The following is a 17,307-nucleotide window of genomic DNA, read 5'->3' as shown; positions in this document are numbered from 1 at the left end:
TTGATTATTTGCTTTCTATGCGATTCAATACCCACTCTAGCAACCCCTCGGCGCCTACTGCCGTGAACCACGAAGGCGCGCCTGCTTACCAACTCACACCGCAGCTGGAGCTGTACGCTGCCGTGGCTACTGCGGCCCTCAGCAACCAGTTCTATGAATCGGCCGGCACGCGCTTGCAGCGGTTGCGCCAGCTAATTGCCCAGAACGACCCGCAGTTTGTGGCTCGGTTGGCGGTGTACGCCCGCGAGCAACTGCACCTGCGCTCGGTACCCTTGGTGCTGGCCGTAGAGCTGGCCCAGGTGCACCGCGGCAACGACCTCGTGAGCCGCCTAGTGGCTCGCGTGGTGCAGCGCGCCGACGAAATTACGGAGGTGCTAGCCTATTATGCTGCCGCCAACCAGCGCCAGGGCACCAAAACCCTGAACCGCCTCTCCAAACAGGTGCAAAAAGGTCTGGCCTTAAGCTTCAACCGTTTCGACGGCTACCAACTGGCCAAATATGATCGCGCCGGCCAGGTACGCCTCCGCGACGCCCTGTTTCTGGTGCACCCCACCGCCAAAAGTCCCGAGCAGCAAGCCCTGTTCGACCAACTGGTACGCGGCGAGCTGCCTACTCCCTACACGTGGGAAACCGAGTTGTCGGCGCTGGGGCAGCAGGCGTTTGCTACGGATGAGGAACGGCAAGCGGCCTTTCGGCAGAAGTGGCAGGAGCTGATTGGCAGCGGCAAGCTGGGCTATATGGCTCTGCTGCGCAACCTGCGCAACATCCTGGAGGCCGACGTATCGGGTGCGGCGGTAGCGCAAGTGTGCGCTACCCTCGCCGACCGCACAGCGGTGGCGCGCAGCAAGCAGTTGCCCTTCCGGTTCCTGGCTGCCTACCGCGAGGTAGTAGGCCTGGATGCAGGTTTGCTCCGGCGTGCGGCCGCGGCCATCGGCATCGGCAGCAGCAACGGCCACGTGCCCGCGGTGCTAGCAGCGCTGGAAACGGCCATCAGCCACTCGGCCCACAACCTGCGCGGTTTCGATGCTAATACGCGGGTAGTCATCGCCTGCGACGTGTCGGGCTCTATGCAACAGCCTGTGTCGGCGCGCAGCAAAGTGCTGCTCTACGACGTGGGACTGGTGTTAGGCATGTTGCTACAAAGCCGCTGTCAGCACGTGGTGGCGGGTATGTTCGGAGATATCTGGAAGCGAATCAGCCTGCCCAAAGGCTCGGTGCTGCGCAACGTGCAGGAGCTCTACCGCCGCGAAGGTGAGGTAGGTTACAGCACCAACGGGCACCTGGTAGTGCAAGACCTACGCCAGCGCCAAGAGGTGGTCGAGAAGGTAATGATCTTCACGGACTGCCAGCTCTGGAACAGCCAGCACAACGGCGATACCCTGACCGCCGAGTGGCGCGCCTACCGCCGTGCGGTGGCTCCGCAGGCCCGCCTCTACCTCTTCGACCTGGCCGGCCACGGCACGGCGCCGCTGGCAGTGCGCGAGCAGGATGGGGTAGCCCTCATCGCCGGCTGGTCCGATAAGGTGTTCGATGTGCTGGCAGCCCTGGAAAACGGCGGCTCAGCCGTAACGGAAATAAAAAATATAACTCTGTAAATCAACTACACGCGGCTCAGGGAGCGGCAGATACACTAAAGCGGCTGCCGCTCCCTCCTAATACATATCCACTTGTATGAAACGCTAAAACAACATCTTTCTACTCTATAGGCAAGGTGCCGTAGATGGGCGCTACTTCGTGGTTATTTCTTCGGCATAGTAGGGGCAACCCCTACAACCGCCTGCGGGTTCGATTCCCGACTCTGCTACCCAGCGGAGTAAAGAAAATGCCGCCCGCCGCCTGTTGCCCTTGCTAACGGGGAGAAAGAAAATACCGTGTTGGGTGTCATAGCGGAGCGTTACTTCGGGTCGCGGGTTTGAGTCCCGCCTGCTCTTCGGGAGTAGTAGCTCAGCGGGTAGAGCAGAACGGCGTTTTGCGCTGTGTCTTTCGCTCCACGCTTTGTTGCCCCAACATTCTTTTTGCATCGGGTGCCGTAGGGTAGCCATACTTCGCACTCTTAATGCCCAGGTTGCGGGTTCGAATCCCGCCGGTTGGTACTAGCCAATCGTAGCTCAACTGGCAGAGCAGGACTGGAGGCTGCGCGCTTGTTGCCCCGGTGCTTTTGTTTATATCTGACAGGTGCCGTAGCATAGCCTTCCTTCGCTTGGGGCGCTGAGGTCGTGGGTTCGAGTCCCACCTGCTTCTTGAGGCAGTAGCTCAGTTGGTTAGAGCACAGTTTAACGGTGGCTATGCGTTTGTTGCCCTGTCAGTTTTGATAGGAGAAAGGAAGGTGTCGTAGAGTAGTCATACTTCGTACTGAAAATACCAAACGACTATTCGTTTTCACCCTTCCTACCTCTTACTGCCTACTACCAGATGCCGTAGGTCCGCGCTACTTCGACCTATCACGTCGGCTATCAGCCACGCGCGAACCGCCCGTTGCTCTGGTAGCAGTAAGCAACCAGTTAACCATTCAACAATCAACCATTTAGCATAATGGCACAACAACTACGCGGCAACGACCTTCGCCAACTGGGATTCCGGAAGGTCGGGCCATTGGGCTCGCGCTGGCACAATTGCAGCGCAAGCACCTCAAAAAACTTTCGCACACGGAGCAGCTGGCCTTGTTGCAACACCTGCTCGCCAACCCTAACGACTACCTCACCCACCTCGACTGGAGCCACACGGCGGCGGCCTTGCTGCCGCCCCCATCGCGCCACATTGCCCTGGCCGAGCGCAAGCCCTACGCCTTGTTCGGGGCCGAGCACATCGACCAAGGCGCCATCCATCAGATGGAAACGGCCATGAAGCTGCCCGTGACAGTGGCCGGCGCCCTCATGCCCGACGCCCACCACGGCTATGGCCTACCCATCGGGGGTGTGCTGGCCACCGATAACGCTGTGATTCCCTACGCCGTGGGCGTGGACATTGGCTGCCGGATGGCGCTGTCGGTGTTTGCGCTGCCGCCCAAGCACCTGGAGCAGCGCGTGCAGGAGCTGCGCAAACTGCTGATCGACAACACCCGCTTCGGCAACCGCGACGTATTCCGCCACGGCCAGAAGCTGGACCACGCCGTGCTCGACCGCGCCGAATTCCAGGAAATCAGTTTTCTGCGGAATAAACTGGACACGGCGGCTACCCAAATTGGCTCGTCGGGCGGCGGCAACCACTTTGTGGAGTGGGGCATGGTGGATATCCTCGACCCCGCCAACGAACTGGGCGTACCGGTGGGGCAGTATCTGGGGCTGTTGTCGCACTCCGGCTCGCGGGGGCTGGGCGCCAGCATCGCCAACCACTACACCAAACTCGCCAAAGACGTGTGCCAACTGCCCAGCGAGGCGCAGCACCTGGCCTGGCTCTCGCTGGAAAGTGAAGCCGGCCAGGAGTACTGGGCTGCCATGAACCTGGCCGGCGACTACGCCTCGGCGTGCCATCACCAGATTCATCAGCGCCTGGCTAAGGCCCTAGGCGAGCGGCCCCTGGCAAAAGTGGAAAACCACCACAACTTTGCCTGGAAGGAACGTCTGGCCACTGGGCAGGAGGTAGTGGTGCACCGCAAAGGCGCCACGCCGGCCGGCGCGGGTGTGCTGGGCGTCATCCCCGGCTCCATGACGGCCCCCGGCTTCATTGTGCGAGGTAGGGGTGAGGCAACGTCGCTGGCATCGGCCTCGCATGGGGCCGGGCGGGCCATGTCGCGCACCCGCGCCAAGCAGGAACTAGGCGAAGCAGACGTGCGCCGCTACCTGCAACAGCACCACATCGAGCTGATTGGGGGCGGGGTAGACGAGGCCCCTCAGGCCTACAAAGACATCCACGCCGTGATGGCCAGCCAGCACGATCTGGTGGATGTGTTGGGTACCTTCACACCGCGCATCGTGCGGATGGAAGGCGGCGTGTAACCCTTGCTAGTAAAAGCATGAAAAAGGCACGGATACCTAGGTGTCCGTGCCTTTTGTGTGTTGTTCTACATGAAAACGTACGATAATGCTGCGCAATTATCGTGTTTCGGAACCTACCTGTGCTACACCGCACGCTGACTGCGGCGCCGACAGTGTAGTAGGCGCTTAGCACAGGGGTAGGAGCGGGAAGATGATCGGGTGGTGGCGTTACAGACGGAAGAGGTAAGAATGACCCCACTGGAAAGCAGCAGCAGCGCTAAGGCTGTAAGCGTAAGGGGCGAAGAAGTGTTTGAATTCATAGGGTAGGAGGTAAAGAGCGGAAGCTTATCAAGTAGGTATCAATAAGGCAGAAAGCAGTGTGCCGTAGAACACAGTTAGAGTTGCTGCGTAACCGCCAGGAAGTAGCAAAAATTATAAAAAACCTAGTTCATTGTAAAATACGAACTTATGCGCTTCCTGGTTTAGCTATAGCGCAAACTGACTACGGCTCGACCGGCAAGCCAACTTCACGCCATTTTAGTCACAGATTAGAAAGATGCTGTTTCACCTTTCTTTTGACCATGGTAGCTGATTTGACCACGACAGCTGAGCTGTACTCTGTTCACAGAGGTTGCCGCAGCTGTCGGAATAGATAAGCGTAAAAATCTTCTTTTCGCACGTTTACGGCCATTTTCACCCATTGCCCCGAGCCGGGGGCGCGGTGGGTATTGCCGGCGCTGGCGCCCATGGGCGTCGCTTCCAGCTCTACCATTTCAAAGTCAAAGGCCTCTGGAATAGCGAGGTAGCTGGTCGTCAGTACGTCCCACATAAAGTAGGTGTACTCGTAGGCCGGAATAGTATCAATGGTAGTCGCCCAAAACTGTCCGGCCAGATTGGAGAAAAAGTAGTCCGACTGCCGGGCCAGCTGTTGCAGAAAATCGAAGCTGACGGGCACGTGGTTGGTGGCATCTAGCGGCACGATGGTAACGGGCAGCCCCGCCCGGAACAGCTTGTGCGCCGAAATCGGGTCCCAGAATACATTCCACTCGGCGGTGCCGTTGTGGTTGTACGTCTTCACGTTGCCGATAACGTCCACCGCGCCACCCATCCAGACCACCTCGCCCACCTTGGCTGCCAGGGTAGGGTCCTGTTCCAGCGCGTGCACCAGGTTGGAGCACGGCCCCGTGAGCAGCACCGTAACCGGGCCAGGCGCGGTGGCCAGCTTGCGCCGGATAAAGTTTACGCTGTCATCGTAGTGGGCCGCGCCTGGGGTGTCTACGTTAATCATATCCGGCAGCGCGTTTAGAATCTTGGGCTTGGCCCGCCAGTCGGAGGGGAAGGCATTTATGCCGTGGTAGTTGCCGCCGCTTACCTCAATATCCGTGCGCTGGGCCAGCGCCAGCAGCTTGTGCGTGGTCAGCAGGGCGGTTTCCAGGTAGCAGTCGGCGGGCGTTACGGAAATGCCCAGCAGCTCAATGTGGGGCATGTGCAAGAGCAGGAGCAGCGACAGAAAATCGTCTACCCCGCCATCATGGTCAAACAAAACATACTGCTTGGGTAGGTGTATATCAGGCATATGAAGAGAATGAGTAAGGGAAGCAACCTATGCAGTAAAGTTGGAGTGCTTTCATTAGAATACAGCTGGGCGCGAGCTAGGCAGGCATAAAAGTAGGCGCGGTAACCAGACGCGTGCAGCTTCAGCCTCTGCCACCAGAAAAAGCGCTACACTACTACCTGCACGGCATCGCCTACCCGAATGGTACCGCCGTGCAGAATGCGGGCCGTGAGGCCGCCGTGGCCGCGCATGGCGTTGTAGCCGCCCGGCCCCAGCTCTTCTTCCATTCGTGAGCAGGGGTGGCACTCGCCCGTAATTTCCAGCACTACCTCGTCGCCAATGCGTACCTGTCGGTTTTTCAGCGCCAGCAGGTTCAGGCCGCTCACTACTAGGTTGGGGCGCAGCCGGGCCGGGTCCACGGCTTCCGTCAGTCCCAGGTAGCCAGCCACAGCGGGTAGGTGCTCGGCCTGAATAAGCGTAATCTGCCGCTTGCCGCCGGGCTTGGGGCGGGCATGGTCGCCGGAGAGGTGGCGGTCGGTTTCCACGGTAGCTTCCTGCATGGTCACCATCGGCGCACGGCGCACCGGCCGAATGCCAATCCACTCCAACTGGCCCACCTGGGGTAGGGTGTTCAGCAAACGGGCAATTGTTGATTTATCGTCTCCGACGAAAGGAAAAGGCATGGGCGGAAAGCTGTAGAAGATGTAGGAAAACGGCGTCGGCGGCAAGATACGGGACCTATTGCCAGCGTGCGTGTCTCTGTATGTGTAAAATAGGGGCAAGACGGTTTTGCCCAATGAAATTAGGTTAACCCCGGCCGTAATTGTGCGTACATAGAGGCAGGTCGGCCACAGGATGCGTAGGTAGTTTACCACGCATTGGTCTACCCTTCCAAACTGTTTACTGTCTTGTCATGGCCCTTCCAAGCACCAATAAAAAGGCTCCCGTAGCCGCCAAAGCCGCTCCTGCAAAAGCAAAAGAGAGCAAAAAACGCCGTTGCAGCTCCTAACCCGGCCGTCAACGTACAGCCTATCCTGAATCAACAACAAAATGCGCCGGCTCCTATCCAGAAGTACGGCACCGTATCGCAGCGCCTACCCATTGGGCTGAGCGAGGATGTTCGCCGCGAAAGCGTGGAACTGCTTAATCAGCTGCTAGCTGACACGTGCAGCCTGCGCGACATGTACAAGAAACACCATTGGCAGGTAGTAGGTCCTACCTTCTACCAACTGCACTTGCTGTTCGATAAGCACTACGAAGAGCAAAGCGAACTAGTAGACACTATTGCCGAACGCATCCAGATTCTGGGCGGCGTGGCCGTAGCAATGGCTGCCGACATTGCCGAGCTAACTAGCATCCCACGCCCACCCCGCGACCGGGAAGAAGTGCCCGTGCAGATCTCGCGTCTGCTAGAAGCTCACCAGATCATTCTGGGACAGTGCCACGACATTGCCAAGAAAGCCGATGATTCCGGTGACGACGGCACCAACGATATGGTAATCAGCGACGTACTGCGCGCCAACGAACTGCAAGTATGGTTCGTATCGGAGCATTTGGTGGAAGCGCCGCTCACCCAGTCGGAATAGTCCTACCCCACTTATAAAAAGGCCCCTGACCAGTAGTATTGGTTAGGGGCCTTTTTTGTAAGTATGTGCGAGCCATGCTGCTTAGCCGGCTATACATTGCGTTTGAAAACGCTTTATAATGAAAGAAACAGGTAGTGCGAAAAAAAATATTAATCTGTTGCAGGCTGATAATGAGCCGAAAACTACTGTTTAACCAATACGACAAGAGAAAAATACGCCTCAGGACTTGCATGACCGATGTCATCCTCCTACTTTTGTGCCCACTTCGCCGCCTCAGCGAAGCCAGAAGCTTGCTTTTGGACCCAGAAGTTGTGTTTTTCTAGCCTACTGCGCACGTGGTGAAACTGGTAGACACGCCATCTTGAGGGGGTGGTGCCTTCGGGTGTGGGAGTTCGAATCTCCCCGCGCGCACTTCAATAAAGTCCGACCTACATAGGTCGGACTTTTTGTTTGTAGGTAGTATGCAGCCAGCCGCTTGCATCTGTAACTACGCGAAAGGGCGCTTCACTTACTTACTGGTTACGCGCCTACGCGCTCAAACGGATTACCGGGCACTACCAGTACCACCCGCTCGCGTTCTACCACTACGGCGCCCGGTGCGGCGCCTTTGGGCTTGCGTACAAACTTCTTGGGTGTCACGGTAACGGGACACAGCGAGTCGTGCTGGCGGCGCGAGTACCACGCGGCCAACTGGGCAGCACGTTCTACCACAGGCTCGGGAACCGGCTGACCCGACCGATGCCGAATCACCACGTGCGAGCCGCTCACGTCTTTGGCGTGCAACCACAAGTCGTCTTTATGCGCATATTTCTGCGTGAGTAGGTCGTTGTTTTGAGCGTTGCGGCCCACCAGAATCGTAAAGCCGCTATCCGTAAACACCTTAAACGGCAACTCGTTGCTTGTGACTTTGGCTTGGGTAGCCGGGTCGAGGCCGTGCTTCTTGCGCCAGGTACGGAGCGTGCGTAGATCAGTCAAGCCAGCTAGTTCTTCTAACCGCTCCAGGCACCAGAAAGCCTCGGTTTCGCGCTGCTCGATGCGTTGACTGAGCTGTTGCAGCTCGATTTGCTGGTTTTTGGCTTTGCGGTAGAGGTTTTGAGCCGTGCGCTGGGGCGTTTCGGTGGGCTTCAGCTTGATAATGCGCGGCTGATTATCCTGGTAAAAATCAATGACTTCCACCTGTGCCGCCCCAACCGGAATCTGGCTTAAGTGGGCCATAATCAGGTCGGCAGTTTGGCGGTAGCCGGCGGTATGCTCCAGTGCATGGCGACGCGTGCGCGCCATCTGGGCGCTGGTGCTGGCTTCCTCGGCGCGCTTCTCCAGCGTCTGGCGCACCTGGCGCATCTCCGTCTCATACGCCCGCCGACTCAGGAAAAGCGGTACAAACTCGCGTAAGGCGGCAATAGGGTCGGCGGCGGGTAGGGTTTGCAGTACCTCCCCGAGGGGCAGTAGGCTCAAGCGCGTACGGCCATCCAGCAGCACAATGTAGAAGTACGCAGGCTGTTCCAGTTGCCGGATAACAGCCTGTACTAACTCCTCCCGCTGGGGTAGGGGCGCGGCGTCGTAGCCGTGGGCGCGCAAGTAGCGGGCAGGTAGGTCGCTAAGGGCGGGGTAGCGACGGAGTGGGTCGGCCTCGTGGGAGCGGGTGCTGGTGTCCGGCGCCGCGGTAGGGGGTAGGGGCTGAATGTCGGCGTCGGCGGTATAGCGCTGGTGAAACAGCTCGGCGGGCGCATCCAGGGTAGGGCGGAAGATGGCGTTGGGCCTGGGGCCGAATAGCTTTAGCAGCAGGGTAGCGCCGTCGGTGAATGTGAATTGCAGAATCCGGTCCTGCGGCAGCACATCCACCTGGCCTACCTCGCGTCCCAACAAATCGGGTAGCAAATCCACGGAGTTTTTGCCGGGCGCGGTGGAACGTCTCGGGCAGAGCCAGCGCCGGAAACGCCGCCGATAGTTGGGCTTTCAGCCAGAACTCAGCCGCGCCGTTGGTTAGACCAAGTACCAATTCATCTTTCTCCTGCGAGAAGCACGTAGCTACCCGATAGCCCGCTAACGCTTGGGTTAGGGCAGGAGCAAGTAGGCGCAGGAAGTAGTAATTGGTATGCAATAGAATTGCCGTTAGATCTGCTCCAGCGTATGGCGAGTCCGCTCACTTTCTATATCACCAGTATTCACCGTTGACTGTGGCTCGATCATCATAATCCAAGTTTCCCCTTCACTATGCGGACGATGATCTGTGCCACGAGGCACTACCAGTAACTCACCGGGGTTGATTTCGGCGGTTTGACCATCGCGGAAATCAATGTACAATCGGCCTTTCACAACCATGAACAGCTCGTCCTCCTGAGCATGATTATGCCAGATAAATTCGCCCTGCACACGTGCGATTTTAATATGCTGGTCGTTCAACTCTCCAATAATGCGCGGATTCCATTGATCGGTGAATTGCGCAAACTTATCCTCTAGCTTAATGACCTTCATAGAACGGTGGCGTTGTACTGCTACAGTAAATAAATGTATTCGTGAGAATGATCTGCTGATGCTTTAGTCTATACCCTAAAGCAGTCCTAATCCAGCATTATCTGCAACCCATCGTACGCCAGCCGCACAAAGTCCGGCAGCGTTGCCTCTACCTCGTGGTGCAGGCCTAACTGGTGACTGATGTGGGTAAGGTAGGCTTGTTCAGGAGCCAGGTCTTCCAATAGCTCCAGAGCCTCGGGCAATGAAAAATGCGAAATGTGCTTTTCGTGACGCAGGGCGTTGAGTACAATCACCCGCGAGCCGCGCACCTGGGTCAGTGCCTCTTCCGTCAGATAGTTGGCGTCGGTGATGTAAGTGAAGTCGCCGATGCGGTAACCGAGCACGGGCAGCCGGTAGTGCAGGGCTCGAATGGGCTGAAACGGCACGCCTTCCACCAAAAACACCTCTGTGTCGCTGGTAATCGGGATGGTTTTCACGCGGGGCACACCGGGGTACTTATTCTCCGCGAAGATGTAGGCAAACTCCTGCCGCAGCTGGTTGAGCACGCGTGGCTCAGCGTAGAGCGGCATGTCGCGCTGCTGAAGGAAGTTGTAGGAGCGAATGTCGTCGAGGCCAGCGGTGTGGTCTTTATGCTCGTGGGTGAATACGAGGGCATCCAACTGCTCAATCCGCTCGCGCAGCATCTGTTGCCGAAAATCGGGCCCCGAGTCAATCACAATGCTTTTGCCCGCTACCTGCACGTGCACGGCCACCCGCAGGCGCTTATCGCGGTAGTCCACCGAACGGCACACGGGGCAGTGGCACCCAATCACGGGCACCCCCTGCGACGTGCCCGTGCCGAGAAAGGTAATCTGCATTATCAATTAAGAATTAAGAATTAAAAATTAAGAAGTGAGCGTAAAATCAACAGGCATTGATACACTCCCAATGCCTCAGATTTCTAATTCTTAATTCTTAATTCCCTACCCCACATGCTGCTTCACCACGCGCACCAGCGCGTCGAAGTCAAGGGGTTTGGGAAGGTAGTCGGTTACGCCAGCCTCGCGGAACTGCTCCATCGAGTAGTTGTTGGCGTTGCCGGTGATGGCAATAACCGGGATTTGTGCAATGCGCGAATCGGGGTTGCGGCGGATTTCGCGGGTGCACTCCATACCGTCCTTCACCGGAATATTAATGTCCATCAGAATGCAGTCAATCGGCTGGCTCTCAACCTGCTTAATGACTTCACCCCCATTTTTTGCCGATATGATGCGGTACTTTTGCAGCTCGAGTATTTTCTTGGTGAGGTTTAGAATAACGGAGCTGTCTTCCGCAATCAAAATAGTTTTCGAATCAGCCATGCGGGTAGTTGTGTTGAAGATGTAGGTTGGGAAAACGTGATGGATAAGATCAGATTTGCCGGTTACGGCACTTGCGTGACCTGCTGATATACGGCCTTAAACTGCGCAAAGTAACGCAGTAGGCGTTGAAAATCCTGAACAACGTTGGTCGTTTCTCCTTTCTTGAGGTCATGCTCCAGCTCTTTAGCACCTTCGGCCAGCCGGTTTATGCCCAGCGTGAAGCCTGTACCCTTCAACTGGTGCAAGTGCGGCAGAATAGCTTCGAAGCGCCCGGCACTCACCAGGTTACCGGCTTCGGTAAGTAGCTGCTCGGCCTCAGTCTCAAAATCGGAGTAGAGGCTGGCCGCGAAATCGTCGCCGCCCAACTGCCGCAACTGGTTGATTACTTCGGCATCGATGCAGCCTTCCAGCTCTTCGGGCGCCAGCTCCTCGGCGGTTACGGGTATGGGCGCGGGCGTGGCGTCCACTGTAGTGGGGGCGGGCTCGGCGGGGGGTAGGGCCGTGCCCATATCACGCGTGGGCAGCACGGCTCGCTCGGTGGTGCTAGTCCAGCGGCGCAGCACGGTGTAGAGGTCCTGCGTTTTCACAGGTTTCGACACGTAGTCGTCCATTCCTTCCTGCACGAACCGCTCGGCATCCTCCTTCATGGAGTAGGCCGTCATGGCGACCACCGGCGGGCACTGTTTACCCAGGCGACGCCGGATTTCGTGCATAGCCGTCACGCCATCCATCTCCGGCATCTGAATGTCCATGAAGATGATGTCGTAGCGGTTCTTGGGCGAGTCGGCCTTGCTGATGGCCTCGAAGCCATCGGAAGCCATTTCTACGTGGCAACCCAGCTTATCGAGCAGGCGCGAGGCTACCTTCTGGTTGATAGGGTTGTCGTCGACGAGCAGCACCCGCGGCACCGACTCGAAGCGGACTACCTCCTGGGTCCGCTCGCGGGCCATCGTGCGCTGGTGCAGAATTTCCTCCTCGTTGTGGGCAACGTCGCACTGAATGGTGAACCAGAACGTGCTGCCTTCCCGCACGTGCGAATCGACCCCAATCTCGCCGCCCAGTAGATCGGCTAGCTGCTTACTGATGGCCAAGCCCAAGCCCGTGCCGCCAAAAGCTTTGGTAGGGGTAGTATCCAGTTGGGTGAAGTTGGTGAACAGCAGCTTGGCGTCTTGCTCCGAAATGCCAATGCCCGAGTCTTGCACCGCAAAGCGCAGCGTGTGCCGCTCTCCATCGGTGGCAATAGACGACACCTCAATGCTGACTGTGCCTTGGTTGGTGAACTTGATGGCGTTGGACGTGAGGTTGGACAGGATTTGCAGCAACCGCGTTTCGTCGGTAAGGATGAAGCGCGGCGTGTGGGGCGTCACATGATACGTGAACTGCAAGTCCTTCTGGCTGGCACGGTTGGCAAACAGCGAGTGAATCTTGTCCAGCGTGTAGTACAGGTCCAGACCGTGGGCGTGCAGCTGTAGCTTGCCGGCTTGGATCTTGGACAAGTCCAGAATATCGTTTAGAATGGCCAACAGCGCTTCCGACGATTTGCGCAACGTGTCCACGTAGTCTTCCTGCTCCTCCGACGTCACCGTCTGATGCAGCAGGTCAATCATGCCAATGATACCATTCATAGGCGTGCGCAGCTCGTGGCTCATGTTAGCCAGGAACTGCGTTTTGGCTTCCAGGGCAGTTTCGGCTTCGTCCTTAGCGCGGCGCAAATCGTCCTGAATCTGCTTCAGTTCCGTAATGTCGCGCCCGATGCCCTCTGTGCCGCCCGTCTGCCCCGGCGCAGGACGGGCATTGATGAGCATACTCACATAATGCCCGTCTTTGTGACGGATGGACGTTTCAAAGTTGCGTAGTACGCCCTTTTCCTTGATTTCTTGCTGTAAACGGTCGTAATCGGCCGGGTCGGCGTAGTGCGAGGGTAGGTGCTTGCCAATGGCCTCTTCGGGCTGGTAGCCCAAGGCTTCATATACCGATGGGCTCACCAGCGTGACGTGGCCGTTCTCGTCGGTACGGTAGTAAATATCCTGGAACGACTCGAAGATGGCGCGGAATTTCTCCTCCTGCGCCGCCAATTCCAGCTGCGAGGCCTTGGTCTCGGTGATGTCGTGGGCCATGCCCGATATTTCCTCAAACGAGCCGTCGTCGAGGTAAATCGGGTTGAGGTAGATTTCACGCCAGGTATCGTGGCCGCGGGCGTCGCGCAGGCGCACCTCAAAGCGCTGCGGATGCCCCTCAAAGGCCAGCTTGTAGTTCTCTACAAACAAGTCGCGGGCCTCTTCGGCTACCATGGCAAGGTCGGCCTGCCACAGGTTCACGTTGAGGGTAGGGTACACCCCGTTGTTGCGCAGGAAGTAGGCAGCGTAGTTGCGGTTGAAGGACGTCAGGCGCGAGTGCGTATCCACGGACCACATCAGGTGGGAGCCACTCTCGAAAATAGCGTTTAGGCGCGCATTCTGCTTATTGATCTGGACCTCATTGCGCTTGCGCTCAATAGCCAGGGCTACCTGGTTGGAGATAAAGTGCAGAATCTCAATGTCGCCCACCGCGTAAGCATCGGCCTTGTGGTAGTCCTGCACGGCTATAACGCCGATGATTCGCTCCCCAATGCTCAGGGGAGAACACAGCATTACCTCCGGTATCACACCGTAGGCGGTAACGGACCCGTTGCCGATCAGCTCCTCCAACTCGGCCCGCAGCAAAAATTGCGGCCGCCCCGTGCGAATAATATACTCCGACACCCCGGACGAAAACGGCCGCGCCTTGGTGGGCTGTTCGTTAGAAGAGCTTTGGTCTACATAATACACAAACTGCAACTGCGTGCGGGCGTCGTCGCAGAGGGCAATGTAGAAGTTGTTGGTTTCAATAATCTTGCTCAGTTCCCGGTGAATGGCCCCGTACAGCGCATGCAAGTCTTTGGAGCTAATAGCCAGGTTGGCAATGCTATAGTACACCTTCTGCAAGCGCTCCGCCTTAATTCGGTCGGTGATGTCGTGCAGAATGGCGCGGGTGCTCACAGGCTCGTCTTCCTGCCAGGCGCAGGAAATGGAACCAATAAGATGCACTGGCTTACCGCTTTTCGTCAGGAAAACGGTTTCCAACTTATTGACTTTCTCGCCCTTATACAGATTGCGCAGCTGATAGAGCAGCTTGGCTTTATAATAGGGGTGCACCACGTCGTTGAGCGTGAGCTGGGGTAGGTCCTCCTCCGAGTAGCCCAGCTTTTCGCGCCAGGCCTTGTTCACGGACAAAAACCGGTTGTCGACGCTCAGATTCTGAATCAGGTCGTGGGCATTGTCGAAGAAATCCTGGAGGCGGTTGCGGTTATCGTTGAGGGCGCGGGCCGTCACGTGGCGGTCCGTGCGGTCGCGCCCGATGAAGAACATACCCGTCACGTTGCCGCTCAGGTCGCGGGCCAACTCAGCGTGCCAGAACACCTGCCGGGACTTGCCGGAACGGGTCAGAATCACCCGCTCCATATCGTCTGCCTCCTTTTCGCCCCGTACAACCACCTCAAAGTGCCGCCGCCGGGCGTCGCGCTCGGCCGCTGGCACAAAGAGAGCATGGTAATTTTTACCTAGAATCTCGTCGCGGGTGTACTCCGTGAAGTTGAGGAAAAACTCGTTGACGTCCAGAATTTTACCTTCCGGATCAATGAGTACATAAGCTTGGTCGGTGCGGCTGAGCACATCGCGCAGCTCGCGGCGAGTACGGTCGAGCAGGCCCGCTTGGTCAGGAAGGCGCTGGGCCGGCCGGGGTGCCCGCGTAATATCGCGCAGGGTAAGCTGCACATGAGCACCCATTGGGGTAGGTATACGGTGCAGGGTCACCCACCCATCGAGGCGAGATTGATTGGTGCCCAGGCCATGCCAGGTTTTAGCGTAGGTTTGGCCGGTGCGGGCCGTATCGAGCACGGCTTCACGCAGCATGATATCCGATTGCCAGAAATCTTCACCGCTGGTGCCGCCGTGGGGACGGGTAAAGCTCATCAGACCGGCCATGAGCAAGTGGTTGCGGGTAGTGCCCAGCAAGTGGACTGCCGTCCGGTTGCAGTCGATTAGCTTGCCTCGCTCGTCGTAGAGCAGCAGTGCATCGTACGCATCTTCAAATAAAGCCCGATACAAAGCATCGGCGGCAGTGGCACCTGGAGTAGCGGGCAGAGAGCGAGTAGGCATTAGAAAAGTAAAATCCGAGCGACAGGTAATGCGGCCGTAAGCTAGTAGGCGTATTTATTAAAACAGGCTAATTTCCTAAATTTGTCAAAAATAACTCAATTTTCAGGCTTCTTCCTCAGGAATTTATCCAACAAGCGCAACTAGCGTCTTTTCGAGTATGCGCTCTTTGCTCTTCGCCGTTACGACCGATCTGAATTATGACCAACGGATGCAACGGATCTGTGGTAGTCTGGCCCGGCAGGGCTACCATGTAACGCTGGTAGGCCGCGCCTGGCAACAGTCGGAACCGCTGCAATCACAACCATATCAACAACACCGGCTGCGGTGCTGGTTCACGAAGGGCAAGCTGTTCTATCTGGAATTCACCGTACGCCTGCTGCTCTACCTGCTGCGGCAGCGGGCCAGCGCCTGGTGCGCCATCGACCTAGATACGGCTTTGCCCGTATGGCTGCGCGCCCGGCTGGGAGGGCAGCCCTTTGTGTACGACGCGCACGAACTATTTACGGAAGTGCCCGAGGTGGTGAGTCGCCCCGCGGTGCAGCGCGCCTGGCGGTGGGTGGAAGAGTTTATTGTGCCGCGCACGACGTTGGCTTACACGGTAGGGCCCGCGCTGGCAGGGGTGTTTGAGACCCGCTACGGCCGGCCTTTTGCTGTAATTCGCAATATCAGCCAACTTACGGTGGCAGAGAAAAAGGCACATTTGCCGACTCCCGAGAGCTATATTCTCTACCAGGGCACACTAAACGTAGGGCGCGGCCTGGAGGCGCTATTAGACGCCATGCCGCACGTGCAGGGGCGGTTGGTGCTTTGTGGTGAGGGCGACTTATCGGCGGAGCTACGGGTGCGGGCCGAGCGGCTGGGGCTGCTGGCCTCGGGCAAGGTAGAATTTCGAGGCTACGTGCTGCCCAACGAGCTACGAGCCGTGACGAAGAGGGCGGCCGTAGGTATTATGCTGCTCGAAAAGCAAGGCTTGAGCTACTATTATTCGCTGGCCAACAAGTTCTTCGACTATCTGCATGCGGGCGTGCCACAACTGATAGTAGACTTCCCCGAGTACCGAGCGCTAAACGATGTGTATGATGTAGCCGAAGTGGTGGCCCTCACGCCTGCGGCTATTGCGCACGCGCTCAACCAGCTGCTACACTACGCGCCCGGCCGCTACCAGCAGTTGGTGCAAAACTGCTTGCAGGCGCGACAGGTACTCAACTGGCAGCACGAAGAGCAGCACCTACTACAGCTGTATGCTGGTTTGTGGCCGGCCCACGAAGCACAGCCTACCCATGGGTAGGCTGAAACCGTCGTATTTTTGCGAGACACTGTATTGTCCTTGCTGCGGTGGTCAGATTTTTTACTTCTCTATGCTTGATCTTGCTTCGCTGGCTGCGGCCACTCGCCCTACCTTGTTGGTTATTGCTGGCCCCACGGCCGTGGGCAAAACGGCGCTGTGCGTAGCACTGGCTCAGCAGCTAGGCACCGAAATCGTGTCGGCCGACTCGCGGCAGTTTTTTCGGGAGATGAGCATTGGCACGGCCAAGCCTACCCCGGCCGAGATGCAGGGCGTACCGCACCACTTCATCAACTCGCATAGCATCACGGAAAGCTACAATGCTGGCCGGTATGAAGTTGATTGCTTGGCGCTGCTCGATCAGCTGTTTCAGCGGCACCGCGTGGTGATTCTGACGGGCGGCTCGGGCCTGTATTTGCAGGCCGTAACGGATGGCTTTGATGCCCTACCTACTATCGACCCGACCGTGCGGGTTGGTATTCAGCAGGAGCTGGCGGCGCATGGCCTACCTGCACTGGTAGCAGAGCTGGCCCGCCTCGACCCAGTGGCGCACGCCCGCATCGACCCGCAAAATCCGCAGCGCGTAGTGCGGGCTTTGGAGGTGACGCGGGGCACTGGGCAGCCTTTTTCCAGCTTCCACGGCCAGCAAACCAAGGTGGCACGACCCTTCGACGTGGTGAAGATTGCGCTGAGCCGCGAGCGGGAGGAACTCTACCAGCGCATTGACCAACGCGTGGATGAGATGCTGGCCGCGGGCCTGCTGGCCGAGGTAGAAAGCGTGCTACCCTACCGCCAGCACAATGCCCTGCAAACGGTGGGCTACCAGGAAATCTTCGGCTACCTTGATGGCGCCTACGACTGGGCGGAGGCTGTGCGTCTGCTCAAGCGCAACACCCGCCACTATGCTAAGCGCCAGCTCACATGGCTCCGCCGCGATGCGCAGTACCAATGGCTGCACCCAGCCGAAGTAGGGTAGG

Annotated in this window: 12 protein-coding genes and 1 tRNA gene; 6 read left to right on the top strand and 7 right to left on the bottom strand. The window is 57.8% G+C overall.

What is annotated here, in order from left to right; translation table 11 throughout:
• Window positions 1-17 precede the first annotated feature (17 nt).
• Together F1C16_RS09790 and F1C16_RS09785 are read left to right on the top strand one after the other, a co-directional pair.
• On the top strand, window positions 18-1,595 hold the full coding sequence (locus tag F1C16_RS09790; RefSeq protein ID WP_185284133.1) for a TROVE domain-containing protein: 1,578 nt from the start codon (window positions 18-20) through the stop codon (window positions 1,593-1,595).
• Between the two features lie 1,068 nt (window positions 1,596-2,663).
• Window positions 2,664-3,935, top strand: a complete 1,272-nt coding sequence (locus F1C16_RS09785) for an RtcB family protein (RefSeq protein WP_258049094.1) — start codon at window positions 2,664-2,666, stop codon at window positions 3,933-3,935.
• Between the two features lie 601 nt (window positions 3,936-4,536).
• Here F1C16_RS09785 and F1C16_RS09780 read toward each other — a convergent pair.
• Window positions 4,537-5,490, bottom strand: coding sequence for a nucleoside hydrolase (locus F1C16_RS09780; protein WP_185284132.1), 954 nt, complete (start codon window positions 5,488-5,490; stop codon window positions 4,537-4,539).
• A 146-nt stretch (window positions 5,491-5,636) separates the two neighbouring features.
• On the bottom strand, window positions 5,637-6,152 hold the full coding sequence (locus F1C16_RS09775) for an MOSC domain-containing protein (RefSeq protein ID WP_185284131.1): 516 nt from the start codon (window positions 6,150-6,152) through the stop codon (window positions 5,637-5,639).
• Window positions 6,153-6,602: 450 nt separating this feature from the next.
• Here F1C16_RS09775 and F1C16_RS09770 point away from each other — a divergent pair, with 450 nt between their 5' ends.
• Window positions 6,603-7,055 (top strand): Dps family protein, encoded by a 453-nt coding sequence (locus F1C16_RS09770; RefSeq protein ID WP_258049093.1) that lies wholly within the window; start codon window positions 6,603-6,605, stop codon window positions 7,053-7,055.
• A 329-nt stretch (window positions 7,056-7,384) separates the two neighbouring features.
• Window positions 7,385-7,466: transfer RNA gene (locus F1C16_RS09765), tRNA-Leu, on the top strand.
• Between the two features lie 108 nt (window positions 7,467-7,574).
• Here F1C16_RS09765 and F1C16_RS09760 read toward each other — a convergent pair.
• The 5 genes from F1C16_RS09760 to F1C16_RS09740 form a co-directional block, all read right to left on the bottom strand.
• Window positions 7,575-8,939, bottom strand: coding sequence for an NFACT RNA binding domain-containing protein (locus F1C16_RS09760; RefSeq protein WP_185284130.1), 1,365 nt, complete (start codon window positions 8,937-8,939; stop codon window positions 7,575-7,577).
• Between the two features lie 228 nt (window positions 8,940-9,167).
• On the bottom strand, window positions 9,168-9,530 hold the full coding sequence (locus tag F1C16_RS09755; RefSeq protein WP_185284129.1) for a cupin domain-containing protein: 363 nt from the start codon (window positions 9,528-9,530) through the stop codon (window positions 9,168-9,170).
• A gap of 86 nt (window positions 9,531-9,616) precedes the next feature.
• Window positions 9,617-10,387: an MBL fold metallo-hydrolase gene (locus F1C16_RS09750; protein WP_185284128.1), complete on the bottom strand. Its 771-nt coding sequence runs from the start codon at window positions 10,385-10,387 to the stop codon at window positions 9,617-9,619.
• Between the two features lie 105 nt (window positions 10,388-10,492).
• Window positions 10,493-10,870 (bottom strand): response regulator, encoded by a 378-nt coding sequence (locus tag F1C16_RS09745; RefSeq protein WP_185284127.1) that lies wholly within the window; start codon window positions 10,868-10,870, stop codon window positions 10,493-10,495.
• Between the two features lie 62 nt (window positions 10,871-10,932).
• A complete protein-coding gene (locus tag F1C16_RS09740; protein ID WP_185284126.1) occupies window positions 10,933-15,045 on the bottom strand; it encodes a PAS domain S-box protein in 4,113 nt (1,370 codons plus the stop codon).
• A 157-nt stretch (window positions 15,046-15,202) separates the two neighbouring features.
• Between F1C16_RS09740 and F1C16_RS09735 the strand changes: the two genes are divergently transcribed.
• Window positions 15,203-16,333, top strand: a complete 1,131-nt coding sequence (locus tag F1C16_RS09735) for a glycosyltransferase (RefSeq protein WP_185284125.1) — start codon at window positions 15,203-15,205, stop codon at window positions 16,331-16,333.
• Window positions 16,334-16,403: 70 nt separating this feature from the next.
• A complete protein-coding gene (gene miaA / locus F1C16_RS09730) occupies window positions 16,404-17,306 on the top strand; it encodes a tRNA (adenosine(37)-N6)-dimethylallyltransferase MiaA (protein WP_185284124.1) in 903 nt (300 codons plus the stop codon).
• The last annotated feature ends 1 nt before the right edge of the window (window position 17,307 follow it).

The organism is Hymenobacter sp. NBH84, assembly GCF_014217645.1.
Lineage (GTDB): Bacteria > Bacteroidota > Bacteroidia > Cytophagales > Hymenobacteraceae > Hymenobacter > Hymenobacter profundi.
The sequence above is the reverse complement of the archived record's forward strand: the minus strand, read 5'-3'. Positions and strand labels throughout refer to the sequence as shown.